Here is a 26,177-nt window from a genome sequence, read left to right on the forward strand (position 1 = left end):
GATGACCGAAAACTGTTGCCGTCCGAGCTTGCTGCCGACGGCAGGCCCTTGTCGTCAGCCCAGCGGCATAGTGCAGAAATTGGCGCCGACGCGGAAGTTGCGGTCGGCCGCCGGGTCGAAGTCCGCGGGACCGAAGGACCCGCACTCCAGGAGCGCGGCCAGGTGGTCCTCGGCGTCGTCCCGCGGGTGGTAGCCGATGGCCTCCCCTTCCGCGAGGGACCACCACCGGCGGGTGTTGCGGGAGATGCCCCACAGCATCCGGAATCCGGCGGGCTCCGCGCGCAGACACGCCTCCACCAGCCGGGCCGCGTCGTCCGGCGACAGCCAGGCGGCCAGGTCCTCAGGAGCGAGCGGGCGCGGCCGGAAGGCGCCGATCCGCAGACAGGTGACGTCGATGCCGAAGCGGCTCCGGTAGAGCGCGCCGAGCGCCTCCACCGCGGCCTTCCCCGCGCCGTAGAACGTGTCGGGGCGCGGTGCGATGTCCGCGGGCAGTTCGGCGCGCTCAGCGGCGGGGGCCCCTGCGGCAGCGCCCTCCTCCCGTACGGGTACGGCGTCGTCCCGCGTACGGAATCCCGCCGCGTGGATGCTGGAGGCGAGCACCACCCGCGGCACGCCCTGGCGGCGCACGGCCTCCAGTACCCGCTGCGTGCCGTCGATGTTGATTTCCCGGATGCGCTCCCAGGGCGCCTCCCCGGCCAGTCCCCCGAGGTGGAGCACGGCGTCGACACCCTGGCAGGCGGCGTCGATCGCGTCCGGGTCGGTGAACGAGGCGCGGACGGTCTCCACGGCCTCGCCCGACGCCGGCGGCTCGATCTCGGCGATGTCCAGGAGCCGGAGCGTGCGTCCCGGCCGCGCCATGCGCGGGCGCAGCGCCCGGCCGACGCGGCCCGCGGCCCCGGTGATCAGGATGCGCTGCGCCGTCACCATGTCCGCTCCAACGGGTCCATATCGTGCGGCAGTCGGGCGGGCGGGCGCTGTTCGTCGTAGGGCCGCGGGGTCGCGGAGGCGGGGGCGTACGGCGGCTGGTTGTAGGCGTGGTGGCGGCGGAAGGCGACATCGACCGGCGGATTCCAGTGCCGCCAGCTGCCGGGGTCGGTGTCGACGGGGGGCGACATGGGGCCGGTACCGTTTCCGTTCTCGGCGGCCACCGCGTACTCCAGGACGGGCACCTGCCCCGGCCTCCCGCCGCCGCGAGCACCGTACGACCCGCGCGGATCGCCGGTCGCCGGTACGACACCGGGCACGCGGTCGACGTACGCGAAGGCCGTGCCCGCGAAGACCTCGCGGAAGCCGGCCTCGCCCTTGCGCCGCCGGTACAGCCGGTACCGTCCGGCGCCCAGCACCTCGCCCCAACTGACGCTCACCGCGCCGTCGTTGAGCCTGACCTTCAGGCCGTCCGGCGGCTCCGGCGCCCGGCCGGACGCGTAGACGGGGTAGTCGGCGCCGGGAGGGCCCTGCCGGTCGGTGTTCCGCGCGGCGACCCTGACGTGGTACTTCACGCCGTCGGACAGTCCGCTCAGGAGTCCGGGGCTGTCGGCGGCGGCGACGGCCGGTGCCCAGGTCAGACCGCCGTCCGTGCTGACTTCGAGCAGGTAGGAGTCGGCCGCGGCGACGGCGGTGAAGTGCACGACGGCGCCGCCGGGGACAGTCTCGGTACGGATCACCCGCGGCGGCGCCGGTTCCGGTCGGCGCGCGGTCAACTCCCATGCGTGGCGGCCCCGTGGGAGCGCCAGCCGCACGGTGTCGTGCGTCCGGCCGAGCGGGCGCAGCGGTGCGCCGTCCACGGAGAAGTCCGCCGCGGCGTCGAGCCCGGCGGGCAGGCGCAGGGTGATCCCGGTGTCCGTCTGCGCGTCGTACGTGCCGCGCAGCTCCGTGGGGTGGAGGTAGCCGAGGCTGATGCCCAGGTCGCGGTCGTCGGTGGTCAGCAGGACGTCCGCCGTGCCGATGGCGCTGCCGTGAAAGAGCGTCAGTTCGCGGCGTCCGCTGTCGAAGAGCCGGATCGTGCCCGCCGTTCCCGTGAACCGCAGCCCGTCCTCGGCGAATTCGACGGCGGCCGGGTCGTAGGGCCTCGCGGACTGGTGCCGGAAGACGAGGTCGAGGCTGTGCGGGGTGCGGATCCTGGCGCCCCAGGGCGTGTCGGCGGCGGGGTCGACCACGAGGTCGTCGCGGTGGCTGACGACCGCGAGCGTGTTGCCGTTTGCCCCGTCGGCGCGGCCTTCGAGGCGTACGCCGTGCGTGACGTCGGTGGCGAAGGCGCCTCCGAGCGCGCCGGCCTCCCGCACCGCGCCGCCCCGGCCTGCCGCGCCGCCTTCTCCCACCGTGCCGTCCTCGCGCACCCCGCGCACGAGGTGGATGAACGGCATCCGCTCGGGCAGGTGGGGGTAGCTGTTGGCATCGTGCCCGGTGGCCTCGGTGAGCACCGACCAGGTCCACACCATGCGCTGGTTGGGCGCGAAGGAGTCGTACGTGACCAGGTAGTCGGTGCCGACGAGCAGCACGCTGCGGCCGAGGTACAGGTCGCCGACCGGGCCGTCGGGATCGGGGACGATCTCCGCGTACTGCGCGCCGCCGAGGTCGTACATCGGCCGGTCGAGGGTGTGGCAGCCGATGCCGCGGAAGGCGCCGTCCTTCCAGACCGCGCAGGAGGTCGCGAAGGTCGCGTCGGGCACGCGGCGGTCCCCGGCGTCCTCGGGGCCGTGGCCGCTGTAGGAGGCGCCCGCCGCGTAGTAGTAGAGGTGGCCGCTCCCGTTGTCGTCGGCGATGCCCCAGCGGTAGTTGGGGCCGCGGTCCACCTGCTGGAGGAAGACCGCGACCTCGCCCGGCCGGTCGACGTCGGCGCGCAGGGTGATCCCGTATCCGGTGTATTTGGCGCTGCGCAGGCGGGGGTTGGTGCCGGGGTTGCCCTCGGTGCGCACGGTGACGCGCCAGGGGTCGGGTGCGTCGTGCGGGCTGTCCAGGCGCCGGGCGGCGGGGTCGCTGCCCCACAGCAGGTGTTCGGCGACCAGGGGCCGGTAGCGGTGCAGGGTCTCGCCGAGCAGCCGCATCTCGATGGGAGGGCGGCGCGGCCAGTAGGCGTGCGCTCCTTGCGCGGGGTGCAGCCGCCGCAGCTCGCCGGTGCCGGTGACGTCGACCGGCGCGGTCAGCGCGTTGACCAACCAGTCTCCGAGGGCGGCGAGTTCGGGGGTGACGGCCCGGTTGCGGCCGTCGGCCTCCCGCGCCAGGTGGTTGCCCTGGCCGAGGGGCCGCAGATACGCCCACACGTACGTGGCCAGGCTCTCGGTCCACCGGCCGGGCCGTGCGCGGCGGGAGGGCAGCGCCGGGCGGGTGTGGAACACACCGGTCAGCTCGGCGAACCGCTCGAACTGGTCCAGCCACTCCCCCGCCGCCTCGTGCTCGGGGAAGAGCCAGGCCAGGCAGGCCAGCGCCGCCTTGCCGTCGGCCATGAAGTTCGGGTGCCCGCCCGCCATCCGCAGCAGCGGACCGATCTCCTCGCCCGCCGAGACGTATCCGGTCAGCAGGAGCAGGGCGTCCACGCGTTCGCGCTCGGCGGCGTCGAGCTGTCCGGCGAACCGGTCGTAGCCGTCCAGCAGCCGGTCGTAGAGCGGGCGTTGGCCGATGTTGAGGTAGCCCGCGACGTCGTTGACCCCGTGGGCGATCAGCCGGGGTCCCTCGGGGCCGGTCAGCAGGGCGTCGGCGAATTCCCGCGCGCTGCCGAACTCCCCTTCCCCGCACAGCGGTTGCGGCCGCTTGCCGGTATAGGTGAGCGTCCAGTCCTTGACCCGGTCGAGGCTGAGCGTGCCCTGCCAGTGCTGGAGATGGCGTACGTACGTGGACTGGTAGGCCGTCGACCGCTGCGCGCGCAGCACCTCCAGGTCGCGCTCGTGGTCGTAGAAGGCGATACCGGTGCTGCGGGTGCCGGTGCGCAGCGGCCAGGTCCAGCGCAGGACGCCGTCGTGGCGGAAGTGGACGCGGAGGGTGTCCGCCGACGCCCACGAGGAGTACGTACGGTCGTCCCACCGGGCGTGGTCGCGGACGAACACGCCCATGGCGTCGCGCTGTTCGGCGTCCCAGAAGGCGGCGTGCGGCCGGATGTCCCACGCGAAGCTCGGGGCGTAGGGGCCGACGGTGAAGGCCATGTCGGTCTCGGGGTGCTCCCTGCCGCCCGGCCCGGAGAAGGACGGGTCCTCGCCGCAGTCGCCGACGACGACGGACTCGTCGATGCCGAGCCAGTGGTACAGCTCGGGCGAACCGGGGTCGGCGTGGTCGGCGGCGGACTGCGAGAACGGCCAGGCGGAGGAGAACCGGTGGGTGGGCGTGCAGCCCTCCCAGTGCAGTTCCCAGGCCATGGCCGTCGTCGTCGCAGTAGTGGTGGTCGCCGTTTCGTCCAACGACACCATCTCCTCGGACAGTTCGAGGAAGTCGCAGTCCCGCAGCACCCGGACGGTGGCGGTGTAGCGCGCGCCGCCGGTGAAGACGTACGTGAGGACGTGGGTCGCGAACAGCGTTCCGGCCTCGGTCAGTTGCACGTCGAGGTGGTCCAGCCGCTCGGCGCCGCAGCGCAGTACGGACCTGCCGACCCAGCCGTGCCCGCGGTCGAGCTGCCGGACCGGCCCTGGTATGTCCCCGGCGACGAACCGGCCGGCGGACGGCAGCCGGACCCGCAGGGCTCCGCCGTCGACCACGATGCCGTCGCCGTCCTCGGTGACCCCGACCGGCCCCGTGCCCCGCGCCGGCGGCAGCGTCCCGTCCGCGCGCAGGGTGAACTCATGGCGGGCGCCGGGCGCGAGGTCGGCGAAGAAGCAGACGGTGGCCGACGTCAGGAACGCGTCGTCGCCCTCCGAGTCCGTGGTCGTCTCGGCGAGTTGGAAGGGCACCGGCGCGCCGGACGCGTCGAGCAGCCGCAGTCGCCCGGCGCGTATCGAGGGCGTCGCCCACCGCACCGGGTAGTGCAGCAGGGTCCGGGGCCAGCCGAAGTCGGGGTGGTCGAGGGGGTCGCTGAGCGCGAACCTCACCTCGTCCCCGTCCGCCGGCCAGTGCGTGACGGCGGGCGTCACGATCCCCCTCCCACTTCGGCGCCCCCGGCGCCCGACGAGCCGGGCGCGACACCCTGCGTGCCGAACGCCGCGCCGCCCGCGACGCCTTCGACGAGGTAGCGCTGGAGCAGGATGAACAGCAGCATGATGGGCGCCGCGACGATGAAGGTGCCCGCGGCGATCAGCGGCCAGTTCTGCGAGTACTCGCCGAAGAACGAGTACAGCCCCCGGGTGACCGGCCACAGCGCGGAGTCCGACAGCATCACCAGCGGCAGGATCAGGTTGTTCCAGGCGTGCACGAAGCCGAAGATCGCGAACGTGGCCAGGGCCGGTTTCATCTGCGGAATGATGATGGTGAAGATGAACCGGATGTAGCCGCAGCCGTCGAGCGCCGCCGCCTCGTCGATCTCGCGCGGGATGCCCTTGATGTAGCCGACGAAGAAGAAGAACCCGGCGCCGGACAGGCTGGTCAGGATCAGGTAGCCGGCCATGCTGTTGTACAGGCCCAGCGTCCTGGCCTCGATGAACAGCGGGATCAGGCCGCCGGGCAGGAAGCCGGAGAAGATGAAGAAGGTGTACAGCCCGTTGGAGTACTTGAAATAGCCGCGGGAGATGGGGAAGGCCAGGAAGACGCCGAGGATCAGCGTGACGACGTCGGGGATGACCGCGTAGACAAGGCTGTTGATCATCTGCCGTCCGAAGTGCCCCTGGTTCCAGGCCGCCGAGAAGCTCTCGGTGGTCCACGGATGCGGCATCCCGGTGGGGTTCTGGAGGAATCCGGTGTACGTCTTGAACGCCTGGAGCAGGACGTAGACCAGCGGCAGGGCGAACAGACCGGCCGCGATGGCGAAGCACAGCAGGTTCAGCCCCGCCGCCTTGGTCGTCCTGGCGGACATCAGCCGCTGGAGCCGGGTGGGGGCCGCGGGGGTCCTCAGCGCTGACGACGGCGACGCGCCGGCCGCCCGGGCGGTCGTCACAGCGAGACCTCCCGCCTGCGCAGGCCGTACAGCAGGACGCCGCCGATCGCGACGGTCAGCACGAACTGGATCATCGCCAGCATCGAGCCGTAGCCGAGTTGGCTGTCACTGCCGAACGCGGACTGGAACATGTACAACCCCAGGGTCTTGGTGCCGAAGTTGCCCGCGGTGAGCACCATGATCAGCGCGTACTCGCCCAGCGTGGCCATGGCGGTGAGGAAGACGTTCACGGTGGTGGCCGGGGCCAGCAGCGGCCACGTCACATGCCGGAACACCCGGAACCGCCCCGCGCCGTCCATCGCCGCGGCCTCGTACACCGAGCGCGGGATGTTCCGCAGTCCCGCGATGTAGATGAGCATCGAGTAGCCGGAGAACATCCAGACGTTCACCATCATCACCAGCCACAGCGCCAGTGAACTCGACCCGAGGAAGGCGGAGTCGACGCCGAACAGGCCGTGCACGACCTTCTCCACCGGCCCCGAGTACGGGTCGAGCATGAGGGAGAAGACCGCTCCGACCACGGTGACGGAGAAGATCTGCGGCATGAAGATCAGCGCGCGGTAGAAGGTCAGGGAGCGGCCCGGCCGGTTGAGCAGCAGGGCCAGTCCCAGCCCGATCGCGTTCTGGAGCACGGTCACGCCGATGACATAGATCAGCGTGACCCGTACGGCGCTCCACAGTTGGGTGGACAGCGACGTGAACGCCGCGTCGTAGTTGCACAGTCCGCAGAAGTTGAGCGGCGTGCCCGGGAGCCCGGAGTACCTGGTGAAGGAGTATCCGATGGTGGCCAGGGACGGGTAGAGCCCGAACAGCAGCCAGCCCGCTCCCGGAATCGCGATGCTGGCCCAGGGAATGAACCGCCGCGTCCGTTGGGTTCCGAAGGGACAGCGTGCCACGCCGCGCCTCCTTTCTCATGGTGCCTGGGAGGCGGTGGTCAGTTGCCGACCGACTTGCGGTACGCGCTCGCCGAGCGGCTGAGGATCGTGTCGGCGCTGTCGCCGCCGATCGGCGTCATCTTGGAGAAGTCGGGACCGCCCGCGTCCACGGGCGCGCCCGCGGGCACCCACGGGTTGCTGAGCTGCTGGAAGGCGTCGTCCATGTGGGCGTTCTGCCAGTCCATCCACGGCAGTCCGGTGTTCTTCAGCGCGGGCTGGGTGGAGATGGAGCCGGTCTTGGTCAGCCACTCCTTGTAGTTCTCCGGGTCGGAGAACATCGTCAGCCACTCCATGGCCAGGTCCTTGTGCTTGGCGGTCGTCGGGACCATCCAGGTCAGGTCGGGCTTGAGCATGAGGCGGTTGGCCGCCGGGGTGTCGGTGCCGGGCATGGTGAAGAACCCGAGGTTGAGCGTGGGGTTGGCCTTCTGGATGAGCGCGCCGTCCCACGAGCCGTCCAGCAGGAACGGGTAGTCGTCGGACTTCGCGGCCCAGACACCGGGCGCGGTGAGCTGGGCGACACCGGCCGCGTTGGGCTCGATGTACTTCATGACCTTCTCGTAGCGGCCTGCCGCGTCCTTGTAGACCTGGTCGGTCCAGGACTGCGTGCCCTTCCAGAACGCGTCGGCCCGCTCGCTCGACACCTTGACCGAGTCCGAGGCCGGGCGGCCCTGCATGAGGGTCTGGTTCACCGAGCCCTGCCACACCCCGCCCTGCATGTTGTCCTTCGCGGCCACGAAGATCGGGGTCTTGCCCGCCTTCTTCAGCGTCTCGCAGTCGTCGAGGAACTCCTGGAAGGTGGTGGGCACGCCCATGTGGTACTTGTCGAGAAGGTCCTTCTTGTACCAGATCGACCCGGCGGCGGCGTACTGCGCGGCCATGACGCCGTAGACCTTCCCGTTGCGCCCGACCGCGGCGGCCTGGGCCGTCGCGTCGTAGTTCTTCATGAACGGCTGCGCCGACAGGTCGGTCATCTGCCCGGCGTCGATCAGCGCGGCGGCGCCCGCGGGCTTGAGGCTGGTGTAGCTGGGCGCGAAGCCCGCCTGGGTGGGCGCGGAAAGGGCCAGTACGTCAACGGACTTGGACTGGAGCAGGCTGTTCCAGAGCTGCTGCCAGGCGCCGTTGTTGTTCGGCGCCTGCTGGAGCTTGACCTTCACGCCCGGATGGGCCTTCTCGAACTTGGCGTTGAGGTCCTGCGTGAACTCGATCGCGCCCGGGTTGGTCCACTCGGCGACGGTCAGGGTGGTCGTGGCGCCGCCGCCGCCGGACGAGGAGGAGCCGCAGCCGGTGAGCGCGGCCGACACGCAGGCGGTCGCCGCCAGCAGCGTGACGAAGGTACGGGGTCGCATGAGGGTGGGGCTCCTTCGTTTCGAGTTCGGTTCGAGTGCGGTGCGGGGGTCGGTTCGGGGTCGGTTCGGGGTCGCTTCGAGTGCGGTGCGGGGTCGGTGCCGGGCGGGCGGGCGCGCGTCAGGGGCGCTGGAGCGCACCGTCGGCCCGCCGCGGCGGCTTCCACGCCTGGCCGGGCTCCGCCGCGCCCTTGGGCGGGTACTTCAGCGCCAGCCGCTCGTCGAGGTCGACGCCGAGACCGGGCGCGTCGCTCGGCCACAGGTGGCCGTCGCGGATCTCGGGGCAGCCGGGGAAGACCTCCCGCGCGGCCGGGCCGAACAGATGCTGTTCCTGGATGCCGAAGTTGGGGGCGGCCAGGTCGAGGGCGAGGTTGGCGGCGTGCCCGACCGGCGAGACGTCGCCGGGACCGTGCCAGGCGGTGCGCACGCCGAACATCTCGCAGGCGGCGGCGAGCCGCCACGCCGGGGTGATGCCGCCGATCGCCGACACATGGACCCGGATGAAGTCGCACAGCCGCTCCATGACGACCGGGCGGTACTCGGCCGGGTTGGTGAACAGCTCGCCGATCGCGATCGGGGTCACCGAGCGCCCGCGCAGGACGCGCAGCCACTCGATGTCCTCGGGCGCGACCGGGTCCTCCAGATAGAACAGGTCGTACGGTTCCAGATCCGCCGCGATCCGTACGGCGTCGGTGGGGTGCACCCGCTCGTGCACGTCGTGGATCAGCTCGACCTCGGGGCCCGCGTGCTCCCGCAGGTGCTCGAAGAGGCCGCGCACCGTGCGCCGATAGGCCGCCGGGTCCCAGGCGTTCGGGGTCAGCGCCTTGGCGGCGCCGGCCGCGGCCGCGGCGGCCGGCGCCCCGTAGGTGCCCGCGCCGGGCACGGCGACCTGGCAGCGGACGTGCCCGTACCCCTCGGCCATCAGGGCCAGCACCTCGTCGGTGACCTCCGCCGCGTCCCGTCCCGCGGCGTGCGCGTACACCGGGACCGCGGTGCGGCAGCGCCCGCCGAGGAGCTGCCACACCGGAAGTCCCGCCTGCTTGCCCTTGATGTCCCACAGGGCCATGTCCACGCCGGACAGCGCGTTGTTGAGCACGGGCCCCGACCGCCAGTAGCCGCTGACGTGCAGGGTCGATGCGATGTCCGTGATGTCCGCCGGGTCGCGGCCGATGAGCTGCGGCGCCAGGTACTCGTCGACCGCCGTGGCGACCGCCTTCGCCCGCTGCGTGAAGGTCGCGCAGCCGAGTCCGTACAGGCCGGGCTCGCTGGTGTCGACCCGCACCACGACGAGCGTGGTGCCCGCGGGAGCGGTCAGGATCGTCCTGACCCCGGTGATACGGACGCCGGACGGCTGCGCCCACGGCGGCTCTGCGGGCACGGACTCCTTGACGGCTCCGGCGGAATCGGCGGCGTGGTCGGTCACGGGAGGGTGCTCCTGGTTCTGTGCGAAGAGGCGTTACGGGGTGCGCGGGACGGTCAACTGCCGATGCCCCAGCGGGTGTCCACGCGACCGCCGGTGAACTGGGCGCCGGTGCCCCAGAATGGCGCGAAGTTGTAGCAGCCGGACGTGGGCGGCTCCGCGGCGGTCGTCCAGTACGTGGCGCCGTGACCGCCGGTTCCCGCGTCCGTCACCTGGAAGGCGAAGGACATCGGGGTGACGGCGCCGGGCTGCGCGCTCTTCACCGCGGCTGCCACCTCGGGGAGTTGGCTCCAGGCGAGCGCGACCTCGTACCTGGTCACCTTGTTGACGTCGTCCCGCGACACCAGCACCCGGCCCTCGGTGCCGCTGTCCGCCTTCGCGTCCATCGGGCCCAGCGGCGTCGGGAGCGTCGCGTTGGTCGGGTAGTACGTCTGGTAGTTGGTGCCGGGCGCGAGCTGCCGGTGCAGTTCGGGGACGCCTCCGGTGGCGAGCGTGACGACGTACAGGTGGGAGAGCGACCGCAGGCACTTCTCGTAGTGCGCGTCCCCGACCAGCAGATCCTCGGTCTTGTGGGCGACCGCGTCGAAGCCGAGCTGGATGCTGTCCGCCTTGAACGGGAAGAGGTACTCGTTCGCCGCGAAGGGCACGTTGGAGAGCTGGACGTCGTCCTCGATCAGCGCCCTGAAGTACAGGAAGCCGTCGTCCCAGGCGGCCTGGAGGCTGTACGTCCTGGTGTCACCGGCCGCGCCGGTGCTGGTCATCGTCACCGGGACGACGTCGTTCCACTGGCTGGCGCTTCCGCCGACGGTGATCTGACGGAACGGCAGATACGCGAGCTGCACCTTCCGCGTCCCGGTCTGGTGCACCTGGGCCGAGCCGCGCGGCACCGTGATGTCGTAGCCGATCTCGTACTGGTTCGCGGAGTTGGCCGTGAACGACGTCACGGGGAAGGTCAGCGTCTTCGACTGGCCGGGCTTGAGGCTGATCCACGGCGAGACCGACAGCGACACCTGCCAGCCGGACGGCGGGGTGATCACGACCTTCGCGTTCTGCGTCTGCGGCGAGACGTTCTCCACCAGGACGTCGATGGTGCTGCTCGCGCCCAGCGGCCTGGTGAAGGACGGGACCTCGACCTTCAGCGGGGTGTCGTAGTCGAAGGCGGCACCCGTGGTCAGCACCGACTTCAGCGCCTCGGGACTCAGATCGCTGTCGAAGTACAGGACTTCCCACGGCTTGACCTGGAGCGTGACGGACGACGAGGCCCCGTCGGCGAGGCGGCGGCCGAGGTAGTCGTAGACCCGCACGCCCTGCGCGCCGTTGAGGGTGACGGTGCCGTTGTACCCGGCGCTCTGGTCCTCCATCGTGCCGTCCCAGAGCTGGTCGGCGTAGACGGCGGCCCGGCCCTTGCCGTCGGCGCCGCGGAACAGGAAGCCCCACGTCGACTTGGCGTTCGGGTACAACTCCTCTTCCAGCGTGGCGTCTTCGAGCAGGCTCGTCATGGTCGCGTAGGCGACGACGGCGGGCTTGGGGGACTTCGTGGCGATGTCGTAGATGTTGAACTCGACGCCGGAGTAGGTCTTGTCGTAGGACAGCGAGAACCAGAAGATCCGGATCGGCGAGTCCTCCTCGGCGCCCGCGAGCATGTGCAGCAGGTACGTCGGCGCCACCGTGCGGGCCACGCCGTACCCGGCCTGTCCGGCCGGCAGATGGGTGAAGTTGGCGTCGGCGTTGCCCAGTTCGGTCTGCCACTGTCCAGCGCGGCCCTGGGTGCGCGACCAGAGACGGTCCATCTTGACCTGCGTCTTGGTCATCGCGTACTGCGTGGCGTCGGGGTAGCCGTAGGCGTGGTTCACCGAGCCGTCGATGTAGCCGGTGTCCTTGGAGCCCCGCGCGTACACGATGTCGCGGTTGTACGTGACCGAGCCGCCGCCGATCAGATTCACGTCGGGGAACTCGGGCTTCACCCGGTCCCAGATCAGCTTGCACATGTCGCGGTAGTCCTGGGCGTCACCGGTCATCCACGCCCAGCCGTGCACCCACGGCTCGTTCCACACCTCCCAGTTGGGGACCAGGTCCTGGAGCGGCGCGATGCAGTGGTAGACCATCTCGGCGTGCGCGACCAGGTCCTTGGGCCGGTTCTGGTAGGTCTTCACCGGCTTGCCGTCCGGGCCGGGCTGCACATTCCACGACATGTTGTAGTTGATGCCGGCGAGGGCCTCGATGCCGTGGGCGTGCCAGTCGGCGATCTCGGCCCGCGCCGCGTCGATCTGCGGCTGCTGCCAGAAGACGCCGGGGGACGGGCAGACGGTGTCCGGCTGCACGGCGTCGATGCCCCGGCACCACTTGACGCCGATGCGCTGGGCGATCTGCCGGGTGATGGCGGGAGTCGACTCCGAGCGGATGCCCAGCCCGAACGCCGAGTTCGGCCTGCGGCCCGCCACGGTCGGCCGGATCACGCCCAACCCGAGCGTCTGCGCGAGCAGTTGGGCACCGGAGGCGTTGGTGACGGTGGCCGTGACGGCGTAGTGGTCGGGATCGTACGAGCCCAGCGGGATCGTGGTGGTGGTCTGCGTACCGGCCGGGGCGGTGAACGCGGTGGTGCCGCTGTTCAGCGGCGCCCCGGCGCGGGCGGCGACCGACCAGGTGACCGAACCGCTCAGCGCCGTCGTGGGGTTGAAGACCACGAGCAGGCCGGGGGCGGCCTTCGCCGTACCGGTCACCGGGTAGAGGCCGGTCGGGTCGGAGAATCCGAAGGCGACCACGGGCAGCGCGGCGGCTGCCGCCGTGCCCTCGGGCGCCGCGGCGCGGGCGCTCGGCGCCAGGCCCCAGTCCATGGCGCTCGCGGCGGCGGCGCCCGCGACGGCGGCTGCTCCGTAGCCCACGACCTTGCGCCGGGAGACCTCCGCGGGGGTGGCCGTCGCCGAGGTCGGCGTCGCCGGGGTGGTGCGGTCGGATCTGGCGTGGCTGTCTGTCACGGTCGGTCCTCTCCAGGGTTCAGCGCGGGGATTGTTCGGGTGCCACCGGCCGGATGACGCACAGGCCGGAGGGCGGGACGGCGATCGGGGTGAGTCCGGGGCCGAGCGTGCGCGGGCCCGAGGCGGCGGGTCTGCCGCAGGCGTCGAAGACGTCCAGCCGGACGCGGACGCCGGGCCCTGCGACGCCAGGAGCTTCGATGTCCAGGCCCGACCCGCCTGCCACGCCTGCCATGCCTGCCACGCCCGGCCGCTCGACGCCGGGGTCCTCGATGTCCAGGACCACGCGCGGCCCGGCGGTGGAGTTCACCAGGGCGACCTCGGTGAACTCCGCCAACTGGAGCGGGACGACGTGGTGTTCGGCGTAGCAGGCGATGACGGCGCGCCGGCCCAGGGCGGCCGTCACCGTCTGGTGGAGCTGGTCGGGGCGTCCGGCGCGGATCTCGCCCCGGCCGAGGACATCGGCGTACGTCCGCCGGACGCCGAGCCAGAAGGCGGTCATCGCGCGGTGCTCCGCGCTCTGTCCGGCCAGCGCGACGGAGATCTGCGGTGCCGAGAACAGCGCGGAGTGCAGCTGTCGGGCCGCCGCTTCCGCCGGGGCGGCCGGGTCCCACATCAGCATGTCCGAGTGGACCGCCGCCGATCCGGCGAGCACGCCGGTGTCCAGCGTGCGGACCCGGTTGGCGGTGGCGTCCGCCGGGCAGTCGGCCGCCCGGAACATGTTGCCGAAGCGCCGCATGCCCGGGCCGGTGTAGGGCTGTCGCAGCTCGATCAGCAGCTCGTCGCCGCGCAGTTCGCGCAGCCGCTCGCGCAGTTCGGTGAGCAACAGCCGTATGCCCAGGCCCACATCAGCGACGTCCGCGACGGCGAGATCGGCGGGCGCCTCCGCGGTGACGCCTCGCCAGGTGTCCTTACCGGTGCCGGTGCCTCCGCCGGTGTCAGGTCCGGCGGCGGTGGCGACACCGGTACCGGCGTCTGTGGAGGCACCACGGCCCGCACCGGTGCCGTCATCGCGGCCGGTCCTGACGTTCTCATCTGCGGCGTTCTCTTCGGCAGTCGGCCGGTCGGCCCCATGGACCTCGACCTTGTGGACTTCGACCGCATGGACTTCGACCGCGTGGTCCCCGCCCGCGAGTTCCTCAGCCGCGTACTCCTCCGCCGCGTACGCCATCGCGAAGTCCAGGAAGTCGATCTTGAGCCCGTCCAGGCCGTAGCGCCGGACGAGGTCGACGCAGGAGTCGACGGCGAAGCGCCGGGCGGCCGGGCGGCGCGGGTCGAGGACCCGGCAGCCGAGCCGCGTCACCTCGTGCGGCGCGACCCGCGCCAACTCCTCGTACGCCGGGGTGCGTTCGCCGACCAGCAGGGGTGCGATCCAGGCCACGTACCGCAGGTCCAGGCCCTGCACGGTCCTCACATGCGCGGCGAAGTCGGGGAATTTGGCCGGGTCCGGGGTCCACGCGCCACTGCCGGAGTAGCCGGGACCGTCCGCGTGGAGCTGCCAGCCGTCGTCCAACAGCAGCACCCCGCAGCCCATTTCGGCGGCGAGCACGGCTTCGGCCTCGACGCCCGCCGCCGTCAGCTCGCGGTGCATCGAGTACCAGGTCGAGTACGCGGGCGCGCGGGCCGCGTCGGGTACGGGCAGCGGCTCGGCGTCCGCGAGACCGCCGGTCACCTCCCGTACGGCCTCGGCCCACGGGCGGCCCGGGGCCTGGACGCGAATCCGACAGGTCTCCCCCGCCGCGAGGTCCATCGAGAGCCACACGCCGAAGCGGGCCGACTCCTCGCCGACACCGAATCTGACCCGCGTGGTGGCCGCGATCCGGTCGGACGCGAAGGCCAGCAGCGCGCGGCCCGCCGTGTCGTACAGGCAGCCCAGCGGCGCGGAGTCGACCAGGCCGACGGTGCGCCAGGGGTTGGCCCAGTCCGCCACCAGGTGCCGGTCCCAGCCCGCCCCCGGATGCCAGTAACCCGCCGCGTCGCCGAGCGGAACGTCCAGCCGCAGTACGGCCGTTGTGGCCGCGTCGGCGCGCAGTTCGAGCACGTCGGCGTCCACGGGACGCCCGGCGCCTCCGTCCGCACCGGCCACGTGACCGCCCGTGGGCTCGACGCTCAGCCGCGCGCCGTCCGTCAGCAGGCTGACCGCAGCGCCCCGCACACGCAGGGCGTCGCGTGCGGCCCACAACTGCGCCGGACTGGCGAAGTCGGCCATCAGCGCTCCTTTCCGAGGTCGGGGAAACATGTCTGACCAGCTGAGACAACGTTGCCTGACGAGACAAGCGGCGTCCCCCAGGGGGTTGGAGGGGATCACGACGCCCGCGCCACGGCTCCGGCCGTGCGCGCTCACCGACAGGCGGCGCCTTCGTGCCTGGTCAGCTACGTCCTGACGGCTGTCGACAGATCAACCACGCATACCGGAAGGAGCACCGGGCAGCAGGTCCGACCCGGCCGCCCTCCACAGGCGGTCGTGCTGAACCCTAGCCACCTGAGACAACGTTGCCTAGAGTTTTCGCGCGAGTGACAGAGAAATCCCGCGCGGAGATCCGGAGAGCGACCGTGTCACAAGCCGTTTACCCGCACGCGCCGGACATCTCCGTCCCCGGCGGGGCCGGGGTCGGGGTCGGCGAGGGTCGTAAACCACTGCACCTGCGAACCGGACTGGGTGGACATCCCGTTGGGCGCACTGTGGCGCGCCGCCCTCGGCGGCCGGGGAACGGCGCACGGGGCGGCCCGTATCGGCATGAGTCTCGGCGCGGTAGCGGTACGGGACCGCGCCGGTTGCGTGGCGAGTGGGGACGTTCGCGGGGGTGAGTGCGGGGTGGGCGCGGGGGGCGGGGCCTGAACAGGACCGACAGCGGCCCGGTTCAGTCCCGCGCGGGACTCGGCGGGGCCCCCGCGCCGGTCACCGTCCGGCGCCCGGCCGCGCCGCGCCGTGCTCGACCAGGGTGGTGGGGATGACCACCGTCTGGGGCCGCGACTTGTCCCCCGCGATCCGCCTGAAGAGCAGTTCCGCGCCGATCCGGCCGATGGCGCGGGCGTCGTAGGACACCACGGTCAGCGGGTGGGCCATCAGCGCGGCGGTCTCGAAGTCGTCGAAGCCCACCACTTCGACGGCGCTGCCCGGGCCGCCCGCGCCGGCCTCGCCGCCGAGCCGGTTCAGCGCGCCGAGCACGCCGAGCGTGAGCCGGTTGTTCAGCGCGAACAGCGCGGTCGGCGGCTGCGGCCCGGTGAGCATCCGCTCGACGGCGGCCTCGGTGTCGCGCACGGTGTGCAGGCCGTATCTGATCAGGTCGGGGCGGTACGGCAGCCCAGCCCGCTCCAGCGCGGTCTCGGCGGCCGACAGCCGCTCGACCATGGGGTGGATGCTCAGCCAGTCCGAGACCACGCCGATCCGCTCGTGGCCGCGGGCCGTCAGATGCTCGATCGCGGACCGCGCGCCCGCCGCGTTGTCGATGAGCACGGTGTCCGCGCGCAGGTTGGTGGGCGGCCGGTCGAGGAACACCGCGGGGGTGCCCATGTCGATCTCCGCGCGCAGGTAGACGTGGTCGGCGGTGCTGCCGGCCGGTACGACCAGCAGCCCGTCGACGCGTCGCTCGCACATCTGCAACAGCAGTCGGCGTTCCCGCTCGGCGTCCTCCTCGGAACTCGCGGTGATCAGCAGGGTGTCGTTCTCCAGGGCGCACTGCGCCGCGGCGGCGGCGATGCCCGCGTAGAACGGGTTGGCCAGGTCCTCGATGAGCAGGCCGACCGTGGCCGAGGTGGACTGCGTGCGCAGGTCCCTGGCCATGTTGTTGCGGCGGAAGCCGAGCCGCACCACGGCGGCCCTGACCCGCTCGGCCATCTCCGGATCGACGGTGGACACGCCGTTGACCACACGCGAGACCGTTTTGAGACTGACGTCGGCCTCCCGGGCGACATCGGTCATCGTCGGCCGCCGCGGGGCCGCGCTCGGGCTCGGTGTACTCACGTGCTGCTCCCCTCGGCGACGCGGCGCCGAGGGGAGGGCCAACGTTGTCTCACGCTCGGATCATACCGCCGCCGGGGTCGCCGAAATCACCCTACGCCATCGGCTGCCGCCTCCCCTTCCGTCAGACCGAACCCGAGCGTGAAGCGGCCCGGTACGGCGGCCAGATGGTGCCGGGGCTGCAACGCGTGTCCGCAGGAGGCGCTGCCGAGGCCGTGGTGTTCGAGGTCGACATTGAGGTGGATGCGGCCGTCGGGCCTGAGGTCGGCGGTGTGCCTGGCCGCCGCCAGGGCCGCGGTGGACCAGGGCCGCGCGGTCAGGTCGAACCAGGGGCTGCCGGTGATCTCCAGGCCGGGCGCCGCGGAGTCGCCTTCGGGACCGGTGAGGCGGGCCCAGCGCACATGCCGCCGGTTGCCGTTCTCCTGCGGGTACACGTACGGCGTCTGCGCCTCGGCGACCGTGGTCGCGTACCGCCCGACGCGGACGGCCTCCTCGCTGTCCCGGTAGGACTCGCCGGGACCGAGGCCGAACCAGCTCAGCCGGTCGAGCGCCGCCGGGAGGGTCAGCGCGACGCCGAGCCGGGGCAGCGGTACCTCCCAGGTGCCGACGGGCCGGGTGTCGACGGTGAGCACGAGCCGGTCTCCGGGCCCGGTGGTCCAGTGGTAGTCCGCCAGCATCGCGAGGTCCAGGCCCGCCGGGGCGATCCTGGTCCTCACCGTGAGGCTCGCCTCGCCCGCCGAGATCTCCAGCACCTTGTGCCGGAGCCGGTGCAGGCCGCTGCGGTGCCAGGCGGCCAGGAGCGGCGACCGGCCGTCGTTGTCGATCGGGGCCCGCCACAGGTCGACGCGGGGGCCTTCGAGTGCCAGGTCACCGAGGCGGAGCAGCCGTCCGTCGGCCGCGTCGAACTGTCCGGCGCCGAGGCTGATCGTTCCGCGGCGGCGCGCCCGAGGGGTGGTCGTGGTGGAAGCCGCGCCCGCAGGTCCCGCCGTCAGCGTGGTCGTGGTGGAAGCCGCGCCCGCGGGTCCCGCCGTCAGCGTGGTCGTGGTGGAAGCCGCGCCCGCGGGTCCCGCCGTCAGCGTGGTCGCGCCGTTGCCGTCCGGGGCGAACTGGGACCAGGCGACGGTGTGCCCGGCTCCGGCCCACGACTCGTCCGCGCCGAGCTGCGCGCTGAGGGTCACCCAGCGCTCCCCCGGTCCCGCCGCGGCGAGCGCCTTGGCCAGGCTGTCGGGCCAGTCCGCGCGGCGGGTGTCGCCGGGGCCGGTCACCGGGACCTCCCACGCGCCCTCCCCCGCCTGCTCGCCGTCGACTTCGAGCAGCCAGACCCAGCGCAGGTAGCCGGTGTCCCGCGTGTGGTGCAGATTGCGGATCTCGACTCCGCCGCCGTCGCGGCGGGCGGTGATCCTGACCGGCTCGATGACCTTCGCGTACTCCAGGAGTCCGGGAGAGGGGGTGCGGTCGGGGAAGACCAGACCGTCGGCGACGAAGTTGCCGTCGTGGACGGGCTCGCCGAAGTCGCCTCCGTAGGCGTAGAAGAGCGTGCCCTCCTCGTCGCGCTGGGCGACGCCGTGGTCGATCCACTCCCAGACGAAGCCGCCCGCCAGCCGGGGGCTGCTCTCGAACAGCTCCTGGTACTGGCGCAGTCCGCCGGGGCCGTTGCCCATCGCGTGGGCGTACTCGCACAGCAGGAACGGCATCGCGCGCCTGCGGGCGTCGTTGGCCGGGTCGCCGGTGAGCGGTTCCTGGCGCGCGGCGACCGCCGCCACGAACGCGTAGTCGGGGTACATCACCGAGTACACGTCGGTGTAGGCGCAGTCGTCCCAGTCGCCCTCGTAGTGGATCAGCCGGTCGGGGTCGCGGTCGCGGATCCACTCGGCCATGGCCGCGAGATTCGCGCCGACGCCGGACTCGTTGCCGAGCGACCACATCACGACGCTGGGGTGGTTCTTGTCGCGCTCGACCATCCGCTCGGCCCGGTCGAGCAGCGCGGGGCGCCACTCGGGCTCGTCGGAGGGGTTGCGGCGCCAGCCGTTCTCCGAGAAGCCGTGGGTCTCCAGGTCGCACTCGTCGACCACCCACAGGCCGTGTTCGTCGCAGAGGTCGAGGAAGGCGGCGGCGGGCGGATAGTGGCTGGTCCGCACGGCGTTGATGTTGTGCCGCTTCATCAGCAGCACGTCGGCGAGCATCGTCTCGCGGGTCAGCGCGCGGCCCCTGACCGGGTCCCATTCGTGCCGGTTGACCCCGCGGAAGACGAGCGGCCTGCCGTTGGCGGTGACGACGCCGTCCTCGACCACGACCCGGCGGAAGCCGATACGCAGCGGGACGCGTTCGGTGGCCGTGACGAGTTCGCCCGCGTAGAGCCGGGGCTGTTCGTCGCTCCAGGGGGTGACGCCCGGCGCGGTGTGCGGACCGGCGGGATCGGCGTCGGTGATGCCGAGTTCGGGGACGCTCAGGCGCGCGTCGCCCGCGCCGTCGACGTCGACCCGCAGGGTGCCGGTGCCGGAGTGGTGGTCGTAGTCGGCGTGCACGAAGAAGTCGGCGATGCCGCCGGCCGGCCGGACCAGCAGCCGTACGGGGCGGAAGACACCCGACAGCCACCACATGTCCTGGTCTTCCAAGTAGCTGGCGGAGGACCACTGGTGGACCCGTACGGCCAGCACATTGCGGCCGGTCCGCAGGGTGTCGGTGACGTCGAATTCGGTGGGCAGCCGGCTGCCCTTGCCGTCGCCGAGCGGCCGGCCGTTGAGCCAGACCGCGAAGGCGGAGTCGACGCCCTCGAAGCGGAGCACCGCGGTGCCGCCGTCGGCGAAGCCCTCCGCGACGTCGAACTCCCTGCGGTACTCGCCTGTCGGGTTCTCGTCGGGCACGCGCGGCGGGTCGACGGGGATCGGGAAGGTGACGTTGGTGTACGCGGGTGCGCCGAAGCGGCCGGGTCCGGGGACGCCGTCCATCTGCCAGGACGAGGGCACGGGGACCGTCGTCCACTCGGCGGCGTCGAACTCCGGGGCCTCGAAGCCCACGGTCACGTCGTGGAGACCGTCGCCGAGCCGGAAGCTCCAGTCGCCGTTCAGGTCGAGGGCGGGTGCGTCGGAGTCGAACGACGCGCGGGGCCGCAGCCGGCCGTTGCCGGGTGATACGTCCTCGACGTAGGCGCAGGCGTCCGGGCTTTCGCTCCGGTTCTGGGCGTGGTCCATCGGTGCGACCGGTCCTTTCCGGGGGTCTGGGGCGTACACCTCGGGGTGTACGAGTCGGGGCTGACGCGTCAGGCGGCGGGACCGCGCGGGGCGGGGCCGATGTACGGCGGGCTTGCGCGAAGCGGGGCTGACGCGGGGCGGGATCGCGCGGGGCGGCGGGTGCTCAACCGGCCGCGCGCGGCGGCGCTGTGGAAGCGCGGACCTTGAGCGTGCTGGGCATGACGTTCTCGCGCTGGGCCGGCGGGCGGCCGTCCAGCAGGTCGAGCAGGATCTGTGCGGCGCGCCGGCCCACGTCGACGCTGTGCAGGTTGACGCTGGTCAGCGTCGGGTCGACGAGGTCGGCGGCCTCGGTGTCGTCGAAGCCCGCCACGGACACGTCGGCGGGCAGGGCGTGTCCGTGCTCGCGCAGCCAGCGCAGCGCGCCCAGGGCCATGCCGTCGTTGAAGGCGAAGATCGCGGTGGGCGGTTCCGGGTGGGCCATGAGCCGTTCGGCCGCCGCGTAGCCGGACGCGGCGGTGAAGTCGCCGTGCTTCATGAGGTCGTCGGGGACAGTGCGGTGCGCGTCGGCCAGGGCGCGGTGCAGCCCGCGCAGCCGGGCGGCCATCGCGAGCCGGTTCTCCCGCGGGCCGTTGACCACGCCGATCCGGCGGTGGCCGAGGGCCAGCAGGTGCTGGGCGACCGCGTAGGCGCCGCCCTCGTCGTCGGGGTGGACGCAGGTGAGGTCTTCGGCGGTGTAGCCGATGACCACGGTGGGATATCCGGCGGACCGCAGGGCGGGCAGCGACTCCCCGCCGGTTCCGGCCTCGACCAGCAGGCCGTCGACCTGGCGGCGCTGGACGAACCGGCGGTAGGCGGACGCGGGTTCGTCGGCCACCTCGCGGGTGGACAGCAGCAACCCGTAGCCGCGCGAGGTCAGTTCCTGGTCGGCGCCCTGCACCAGGCGGATCAAGTGGTCGTTGGAGAAGGCGAATCCGGGGTTGTGCGGCAGGACGACGCCGATCACCTCGGTACGGCCGCTGGCCAGGGCGCGGGCACCGGCGCTCGGCCGGTAGTCGAGCGTCCGCATGGCGACCAGCACCCGGTCGCGTACGGCGTCGGTGACCGTACGGTCGCCGTTGATCACGCGGGAGACCGTCTGGTGGGAGACACCCGCCTCGGCCGCGACGGTACGCAGAGTCGGCCGGTCCGACACGGGGCATCCTCGATTCTTCAGTGACCGTTCACATGACGTGTCACTCATCGTAGAACCGATCGCCGCCGAGCGGAAGAGGTACGCGCCATTGACGCCGGGTGTGGCGAGTCCTAGCTTTACCTCCCGTCAAGTGAACGGTCACTCGTGTACCGCCAGACCGGCTCGAAGGTGTCGGCCCCACGACGGAGGACCCCGAACATGAGCGAGCAGGAACCCGCAGACAATCCCCCCGCACCCCGTCACACACCGCGCGGTACCGGCGCGGTCTCCCGCCGGCGGATGCTGGCCTACGGCAGGAACGCCGCGATCGTCGCCGGAGCCGCCGTGGCGCTTCCGGCCGCTGTCACCTCCGCGGCGCGGGCCGCCGCCCCGCCGCCCGCCGCGCCCACCGGCGCGTCAGGACCGCTCGCCGCGCCCCCGGTGGCCACCGCGATCCCGACCAACACCCTGCCGAACGTGGTCACTTCCTGGACCGGGAACACCTTCTCCGGGGCCACCGAGTGGGTGCAGGACTTCGTGTTCAACATCGCCGTCGCCAAGGACGGCACCGTCTACACCGTCAGCTTCTGGGACGAGGGCGGGAACTACGCCGGCATCTACAAGGACGGCCATCTCATTGGGAACTGCCACGGCGCGAACGGCGACGCGGTGGCGGTCAACGACTCGTACGTCTATCTCAGCGTCGGCAACGGCCTGACGCGCTTCGGCCTGAACGGCGCCGCCACCTCGCTGACCTACGCCGTGGGCAGTTCGCCCGCCGCCGCCGCGGCCTCGGCGACGCAGGTGGTCGCCACGGACCGGGCGGCCAACCTCGTCAAGGTCTTCGACGCCGCCAGCGGTGCGCTGCTGCGCAGTTGGAGCGTCAACAAGCCCGGCGCGGTGGCGATCGGCGCCAACGGCGAGATCTGGGTGGTCGCGAATGTCACGCGCGACGCCAACGACGGCCACTTCTGGCACGCCGACCCCGCGCACCCGGCGCAGATCCTGCACTTCTCCAACACCGGCGCGGCGCTGGCCGGAACGATCAGCGGCCCCTCCGCCGACTGGCTGCCCACCTCGCTCGCCGTGGACGTCCACGGCGACCTCCTCGTCGGCGACAACGGCCCGCTGCGCCAAGTCCACACGTACACCGGCCTGTCCGGTACGCCCACCCGGGCCCGCAGCCTCGGCCAAGCGGGCGGCATCGGCGCGGGGACACCGGGCCGGGTCACCGCGGACAAGTTCTTCGGCATCGTCGGCGTCGGCGGCGACGCCGCGGGCAACGTCTATGTCGCGATGTACGAATTCGGCACCTGGCTGCGGAAGTTCACCGCGGCCGGGGCCGTGGTGTGGCAGCTCCAGGGCAGCGCCTTCGTGGACTCCGCCGACTTCGACCCGGCCTCCGACGGCGTCGAGGTCTACACCAAGCAGAATCACTACACCGTCAACTACGCGCGGCAGCCCGGCACCGACGCGACCTGGCGCAGCTACACCCTCGACTCGGTCAACTACCCGCAGGACGCGCGGCTGTTCCTGCCCGGCCATCACCACCACGCCACCTCGCCCTTCCTGAAGCGGCTCAACGGGCAGATGTACATGTACGTGACGGGCATGTACTGCGGTCACCTGCTCATCTACCGCTTCCAGGGCGAGATCGCGAAGCCGTCGGGGGCGATCTTCAAGGCGCACTGGTCGGGCGCCGATCCGGGCGACGACCCCAACTGGCCGCCGAACCAGCCCGCCTCTGGTCAGTGGATCTGGCGCGACCTGAGCGGCAACGGCGCGTTCGAGGCCGGGGAGTTCATCCAGCCGGGCGACGGCAGCAACTCCCCGGGCAACTGCTGGGTCTGGTACGTCGACGACCGGGGCGACATCTGGGAGGGCGGCGACCGCGACCTGCGCCGCTACCCGTTGCAGGGCTTCGACGCGCAGGGCAACCCGGTCTACACGTACGCGAGCCGGGAGACGATCGCGCTGCCCGCGCCATTCAGCGTCGTCCGCCGTCTGCACTACGACGTGGCCGCCGACGTGATGTACATGGTCGGCTACACCCCTGACCAGGTCTTCGACAACGCCCACTGGAAGGAGTGCGGCAAGGTCCTGGTGCGCTACGACAAGTGGAGCACCGGCAACCGCACCCCGACCTGGACGCTGCTGCTGCCCTGGGACACCGCCGCCAACCCGATCGTGACCATGGTGAGTCTGGCCTTCGCGGGCGACTACATCTTCATCTCCGGTATCGCGACGCGCGGGCAGATCTGGGTGTGGAAGGCCGCCGACGCCAGCCCGGTCGGGACCTGGCAGCCCGGCGCCAACGTCGGCGGCGTGGAACGTACGGGGTGGGTCGACGTGCCGTACGGCATCACCGCGACCCGCAGGTCCAACGGCGACTATCTGGTCCAGGTCGAGGACGACCTGTTCAACAAGGTGCTGCTGTACCGCTGGACGCCGTAGGGACGCGCGGGTGCGCGGACGGGCGGCCGGAGGGGTGCCGCCCGTCCGCGCCGATGCGCGCCGGTACCAGCCGCTGCACGTCGTCACATGTCGGTCCGTGGGGATGACGTCAACACATCGAGCAGACAGGGAGTTTCCGTGACGGACGGACAACGGGTGCGGGTGGTCGCATCGGACGGCGTCGAACTGGACGCCGTCGTGCACCGCCCCGCGTCCGGAGCCCCCGGTACAGGGGCCGGAACAGGGGCCGGAACAGGGGCCGGAACAGGGGCCGGGAACAGGCCAGGGACCAGGTCCGGAACGGGCCCCGAGGGCACGGTGCTCCTGGTCCACGGCATCTCCGCGGATCTGGACGAGGGCGGGGCGTTCGTACGGCTCGCCCAGCGGTTGGCCGAACAGGGCCTGACCGCGCTGCGGTTCAGCTTCCGCGGGCACGGGGAGAGCGGCGGCGCTCCGCAAGGTGTGACGATCGCCGGGGAGATGCTGGACCTGGCGGCCGTCACGGCCTACGCCGAGCGGGAGTTGCCCGGTCCGCTGGCGGTGGTGGCGGCGAGCTTCGGCGCCGTGTCCACCGGCCTGTCGATGCCCTGGCTGGGCGACCGGCTGGCCCGGCTGGTGCTGTGGAATCCCGTGCTCGACCTGCGCCGGACCTTCCTCGAACCCGAACTCCCCTGGGGGCTGGCGAACTTCGGACCGGGTCCGCTGAAGGGCCTCGCCGAGCACGGGGAGCTGCTGATCGGCGGCCGGTTCGCCCTGGGCCGGGTGCTGTTCGCGGAGCTGGCCGCCCACCGGCCGATCGACGCCTACACCGCGGGCGGCCCGCCCGCCCTCGTCCTGCACGGGGACCGCGACGACTGCGTCTCCTTCGACATCGCCCGTGACGTCGCGGCGACGGTCCCGCACTGGGAATTCCACCCGCTGCCCGGCGCCGGCCACGGTTTCCACTCCCCCGAGCACGAGCCCGAGGCGATCGCGGTGACCGCGCGGTGGCTCGCGCGCGGCATGACGGCCCAGGGGGGCACCGTATGACCCGGCCGGCCGGAAACCTTCCGTACCGTACGGCGCTGATCGGCGCGGGCAGCATCGCCGACGACGCCCATGTCCCCGCGATCCGGGCGCTGTCCGGGCAGCTCGACCTGGTGGCGGTCGCGGACTCCGACCCGGCGCGAGCCGCGGACTTCGCGGCGCGGCACGGCATCGCGCGCCGTTACGACGACCCGCTGGAACTGCTGGCCGTCGAACGGCCCGACCTGGTGGTGATCTGCTCCCCGTCGTTCACCCACACCGATCTGACGGTGGCCGCGCTGGAGGCGGGTGCCTGGGTCTACTGCGAGAAGCCGCTGTGCGGTTCGCTGGCCGACCACGACCGGATTCTGGCCGCGGAGCGCGCGACGGGCCGCTGCTGCGCGCCGGTCTTCCAGTGGCGGGCGGGGTCGGGCGCCGCGCACGTACGCGGTCTGCTGCGCGACGGTGTGCTCGGGCCGCCGCTGCTGGCGCTGTGCCAGACCACCTGGTACCGGGGCGCGGAGTACTACGCGGCCCCGTGGCGCGGTCGGCGCGCCACCGAACTGGGCGGTGCCACCGTCACGCAGGGCATCCACGCCATGGACCTGATGCTGTGGCTGATGCCCGACTGGGCGGAGGTGAGCGCGCGGATCGCGACGGTCGACCGGGACATCGAGACGGAGGACGTGTCCCTCGCCCATGTCGCCTTCGCCTCCGGCGCGCAGGCGTCGATCGTGAACAGCGTCGTGTCGGCGCGCCAGGAGTCGTATCTGCGGATCGACTGCGCGCGGGCCAGTACGGAGCTGCGCCACCTGTACGCGTACGGCAACGAGCACTGGACGTTCACCCCCGCGCCCGACCGGCCGCCGTCCACGCCCGGCTGGGACACCATCGGCGCCGAGGTGCCCGCGCACCAGGCGCCGCAGCTCGCGGACCTGGTCGCGCGGATGCGGCGGGGCGAGCCGCCCGAGCACACGGCGGCCGACGCGCGCCGCACCACCGAATTCGTCACCGCCCTCTACAAGTCGGCCGCGACCGGCCGCCCGGTCCCGCGGGGCTCGATCGGCGCCGACGACCCCTTCCACCGGTCCTGGTGGGGTGCCCCGCCCTCTCCCTGACGGCTCCCGCGCTCCCCCGGCCCGAGCGCCGCGCCCTCACCGCCGGGCGGTGCGCGGGCTCCGGCGGCGCAGGTACTCGAGGAGCAGGACGTTGGCGAGGGCCGCGGCGATCAGGAGGACGACATTGAGCGTCGCGCTGCCCGCACTGAGCCAGGCGGCGTCGTCGCCGTCGGCGTTCGTGGTGGACGCCCACAGCCCGCCGACCCCCTTGAGCAGCGCGTAGCCGCCGTAGACGAGGACCAGTGCCGCCATCCCGAAGGGCAGGGTCACGGCCACGGCCAGCAGGTACGGAAGGCTCGTCCCGGTGACGGCGCCGAGCACCGCCAGGACGGCCACGACCGCCACGTACAGGCCCTGGACGGTCCGCCATCCCCATGTCGCGCCGTGCATCGCCGTACTCCCCCCGCCGACGAACCACCACCGCACATGACTGTATGCCCGGCGTGCGCGCGGGGAGCCGGGAGGGCCTCGCCATACGGGCCGGAGGGGCCATACGGGCCGTACGCGTCGCATACGCCACACGCGCCGTACGCACACCGCGTCGAGCCGGGACAGGCGGCGGCGCGCCCGGCCGGGAGAGACGGCGAAGGCTCCGCG

General features: G+C 72.3%; 15 protein-coding genes. 3 read left to right on the top strand and 12 right to left on the bottom strand.

Going from position 1 to position 26,177, the window contains the following annotated elements; translation table 11 throughout:
- Positions 1-54: 54 nt before the first annotated feature.
- The 11 genes from ABZX65_RS01480 to ABZX65_RS01530 all read right to left on the bottom strand — a co-directional run bounded on the left by ABZX65_RS01480 (position 55) and on the right by ABZX65_RS01530 (position 21,024).
- Complete coding sequence (locus ABZX65_RS01480; protein WP_355333117.1) at positions 55-927, bottom strand: NAD(P)-dependent oxidoreductase; 873 nt, start codon at positions 925-927, stop codon at positions 55-57.
- A complete protein-coding gene (locus ABZX65_RS01485; protein WP_355333119.1) occupies positions 921-5,054 on the bottom strand; it encodes a fibronectin type III domain-containing protein in 4,134 nt (1,377 codons plus the stop codon). The genes ABZX65_RS01480 and ABZX65_RS01485 overlap by 7 nt, the downstream gene beginning before the upstream one ends.
- Positions 5,051-6,010: a carbohydrate ABC transporter permease gene (locus ABZX65_RS01490; RefSeq protein ID WP_355333122.1), complete on the bottom strand. Its 960-nt coding sequence runs from the start codon at positions 6,008-6,010 to the stop codon at positions 5,051-5,053. Before ABZX65_RS01490 ends, ABZX65_RS01485 begins: the two co-directional genes overlap by 4 nt.
- The gene (locus tag ABZX65_RS01495) at positions 6,007-6,906 is read right to left on the bottom strand and encodes a sugar ABC transporter permease (protein ID WP_355333125.1); all 900 of its coding nucleotides are present in this window, start codon (positions 6,904-6,906) and stop codon (positions 6,007-6,009) included. Before ABZX65_RS01495 ends, ABZX65_RS01490 begins: the two co-directional genes overlap by 4 nt.
- A 38-nt stretch (positions 6,907-6,944) precedes the next feature.
- Positions 6,945-8,291, bottom strand: coding sequence for an extracellular solute-binding protein (locus ABZX65_RS01500; protein ID WP_355333127.1), 1,347 nt, complete (start codon positions 8,289-8,291; stop codon positions 6,945-6,947).
- 118 nt (positions 8,292-8,409) lie between these two features.
- Positions 8,410-9,711, bottom strand: coding sequence for an enolase C-terminal domain-like protein (locus ABZX65_RS01505; protein WP_355333130.1), 1,302 nt, complete (start codon positions 9,709-9,711; stop codon positions 8,410-8,412).
- 53 nt (positions 9,712-9,764) lie between these two features.
- Positions 9,765-12,683: a hypothetical protein gene (locus ABZX65_RS01510; RefSeq protein WP_355333132.1), complete on the bottom strand. Its 2,919-nt coding sequence runs from the start codon at positions 12,681-12,683 to the stop codon at positions 9,765-9,767.
- A 19-nt stretch (positions 12,684-12,702) separates the two neighbouring features.
- Complete coding sequence (locus ABZX65_RS01515; RefSeq protein WP_355333135.1) at positions 12,703-14,889, bottom strand: alpha-galactosidase; 2,187 nt, start codon at positions 14,887-14,889, stop codon at positions 12,703-12,705.
- A gap of 690 nt (positions 14,890-15,579) precedes the next feature.
- Entirely contained in the window at positions 15,580-16,644 is a 1,065-nt protein-coding gene (locus tag ABZX65_RS01520) for a LacI family DNA-binding transcriptional regulator (RefSeq protein WP_355333137.1), read from the bottom strand.
- An 86-nt stretch (positions 16,645-16,730) separates the two neighbouring features.
- Positions 16,731-19,832, bottom strand: a complete 3,102-nt coding sequence (locus tag ABZX65_RS01525; RefSeq protein ID WP_355333140.1) for a glycoside hydrolase family 2 TIM barrel-domain containing protein — start codon at positions 19,830-19,832, stop codon at positions 16,731-16,733.
- Positions 19,833-19,995: 163 nt separating this feature from the next.
- On the bottom strand, positions 19,996-21,024 hold the full coding sequence (locus ABZX65_RS01530) for a LacI family DNA-binding transcriptional regulator (RefSeq protein WP_355333142.1): 1,029 nt from the start codon (positions 21,022-21,024) through the stop codon (positions 19,996-19,998).
- Positions 21,025-21,222: 198 nt separating this feature from the next.
- Here ABZX65_RS01530 and ABZX65_RS01535 point away from each other — a divergent pair, with 198 nt between their 5' ends.
- The 3 genes from ABZX65_RS01535 (at position 21,223) to ABZX65_RS01545 (ending at position 25,580) form a co-directional block, all read left to right on the top strand.
- Positions 21,223-23,457 (top strand): hypothetical protein, encoded by a 2,235-nt coding sequence (locus ABZX65_RS01535; protein ID WP_355333145.1) that lies wholly within the window; start codon positions 21,223-21,225, stop codon positions 23,455-23,457.
- Positions 23,458-23,595: 138 nt separating this feature from the next.
- Positions 23,596-24,486 (top strand): alpha/beta fold hydrolase, encoded by an 891-nt coding sequence (locus tag ABZX65_RS01540; RefSeq protein WP_355333147.1) that lies wholly within the window; start codon positions 23,596-23,598, stop codon positions 24,484-24,486.
- Positions 24,483-25,580 (top strand): Gfo/Idh/MocA family oxidoreductase, encoded by a 1,098-nt coding sequence (locus tag ABZX65_RS01545; protein WP_355333150.1) that lies wholly within the window; start codon positions 24,483-24,485, stop codon positions 25,578-25,580. The genes ABZX65_RS01540 and ABZX65_RS01545 overlap by 4 nt, the downstream gene beginning before the upstream one ends.
- Before the next feature lie 36 nt (positions 25,581-25,616).
- Here ABZX65_RS01545 and ABZX65_RS01550 read toward each other — a convergent pair whose 3' ends face one another.
- Positions 25,617-25,970: a hypothetical protein gene (locus tag ABZX65_RS01550; RefSeq protein WP_355333152.1), complete on the bottom strand. Its 354-nt coding sequence runs from the start codon at positions 25,968-25,970 to the stop codon at positions 25,617-25,619.
- Between the last annotated feature and the right edge of the window lie 207 nt (positions 25,971-26,177).

This window comes from Streptomyces sp. NPDC003300, assembly GCF_040610915.1.
In the GTDB taxonomy this organism is placed as follows: domain Bacteria; phylum Actinomycetota; class Actinomycetes; order Streptomycetales; family Streptomycetaceae; genus Actinacidiphila.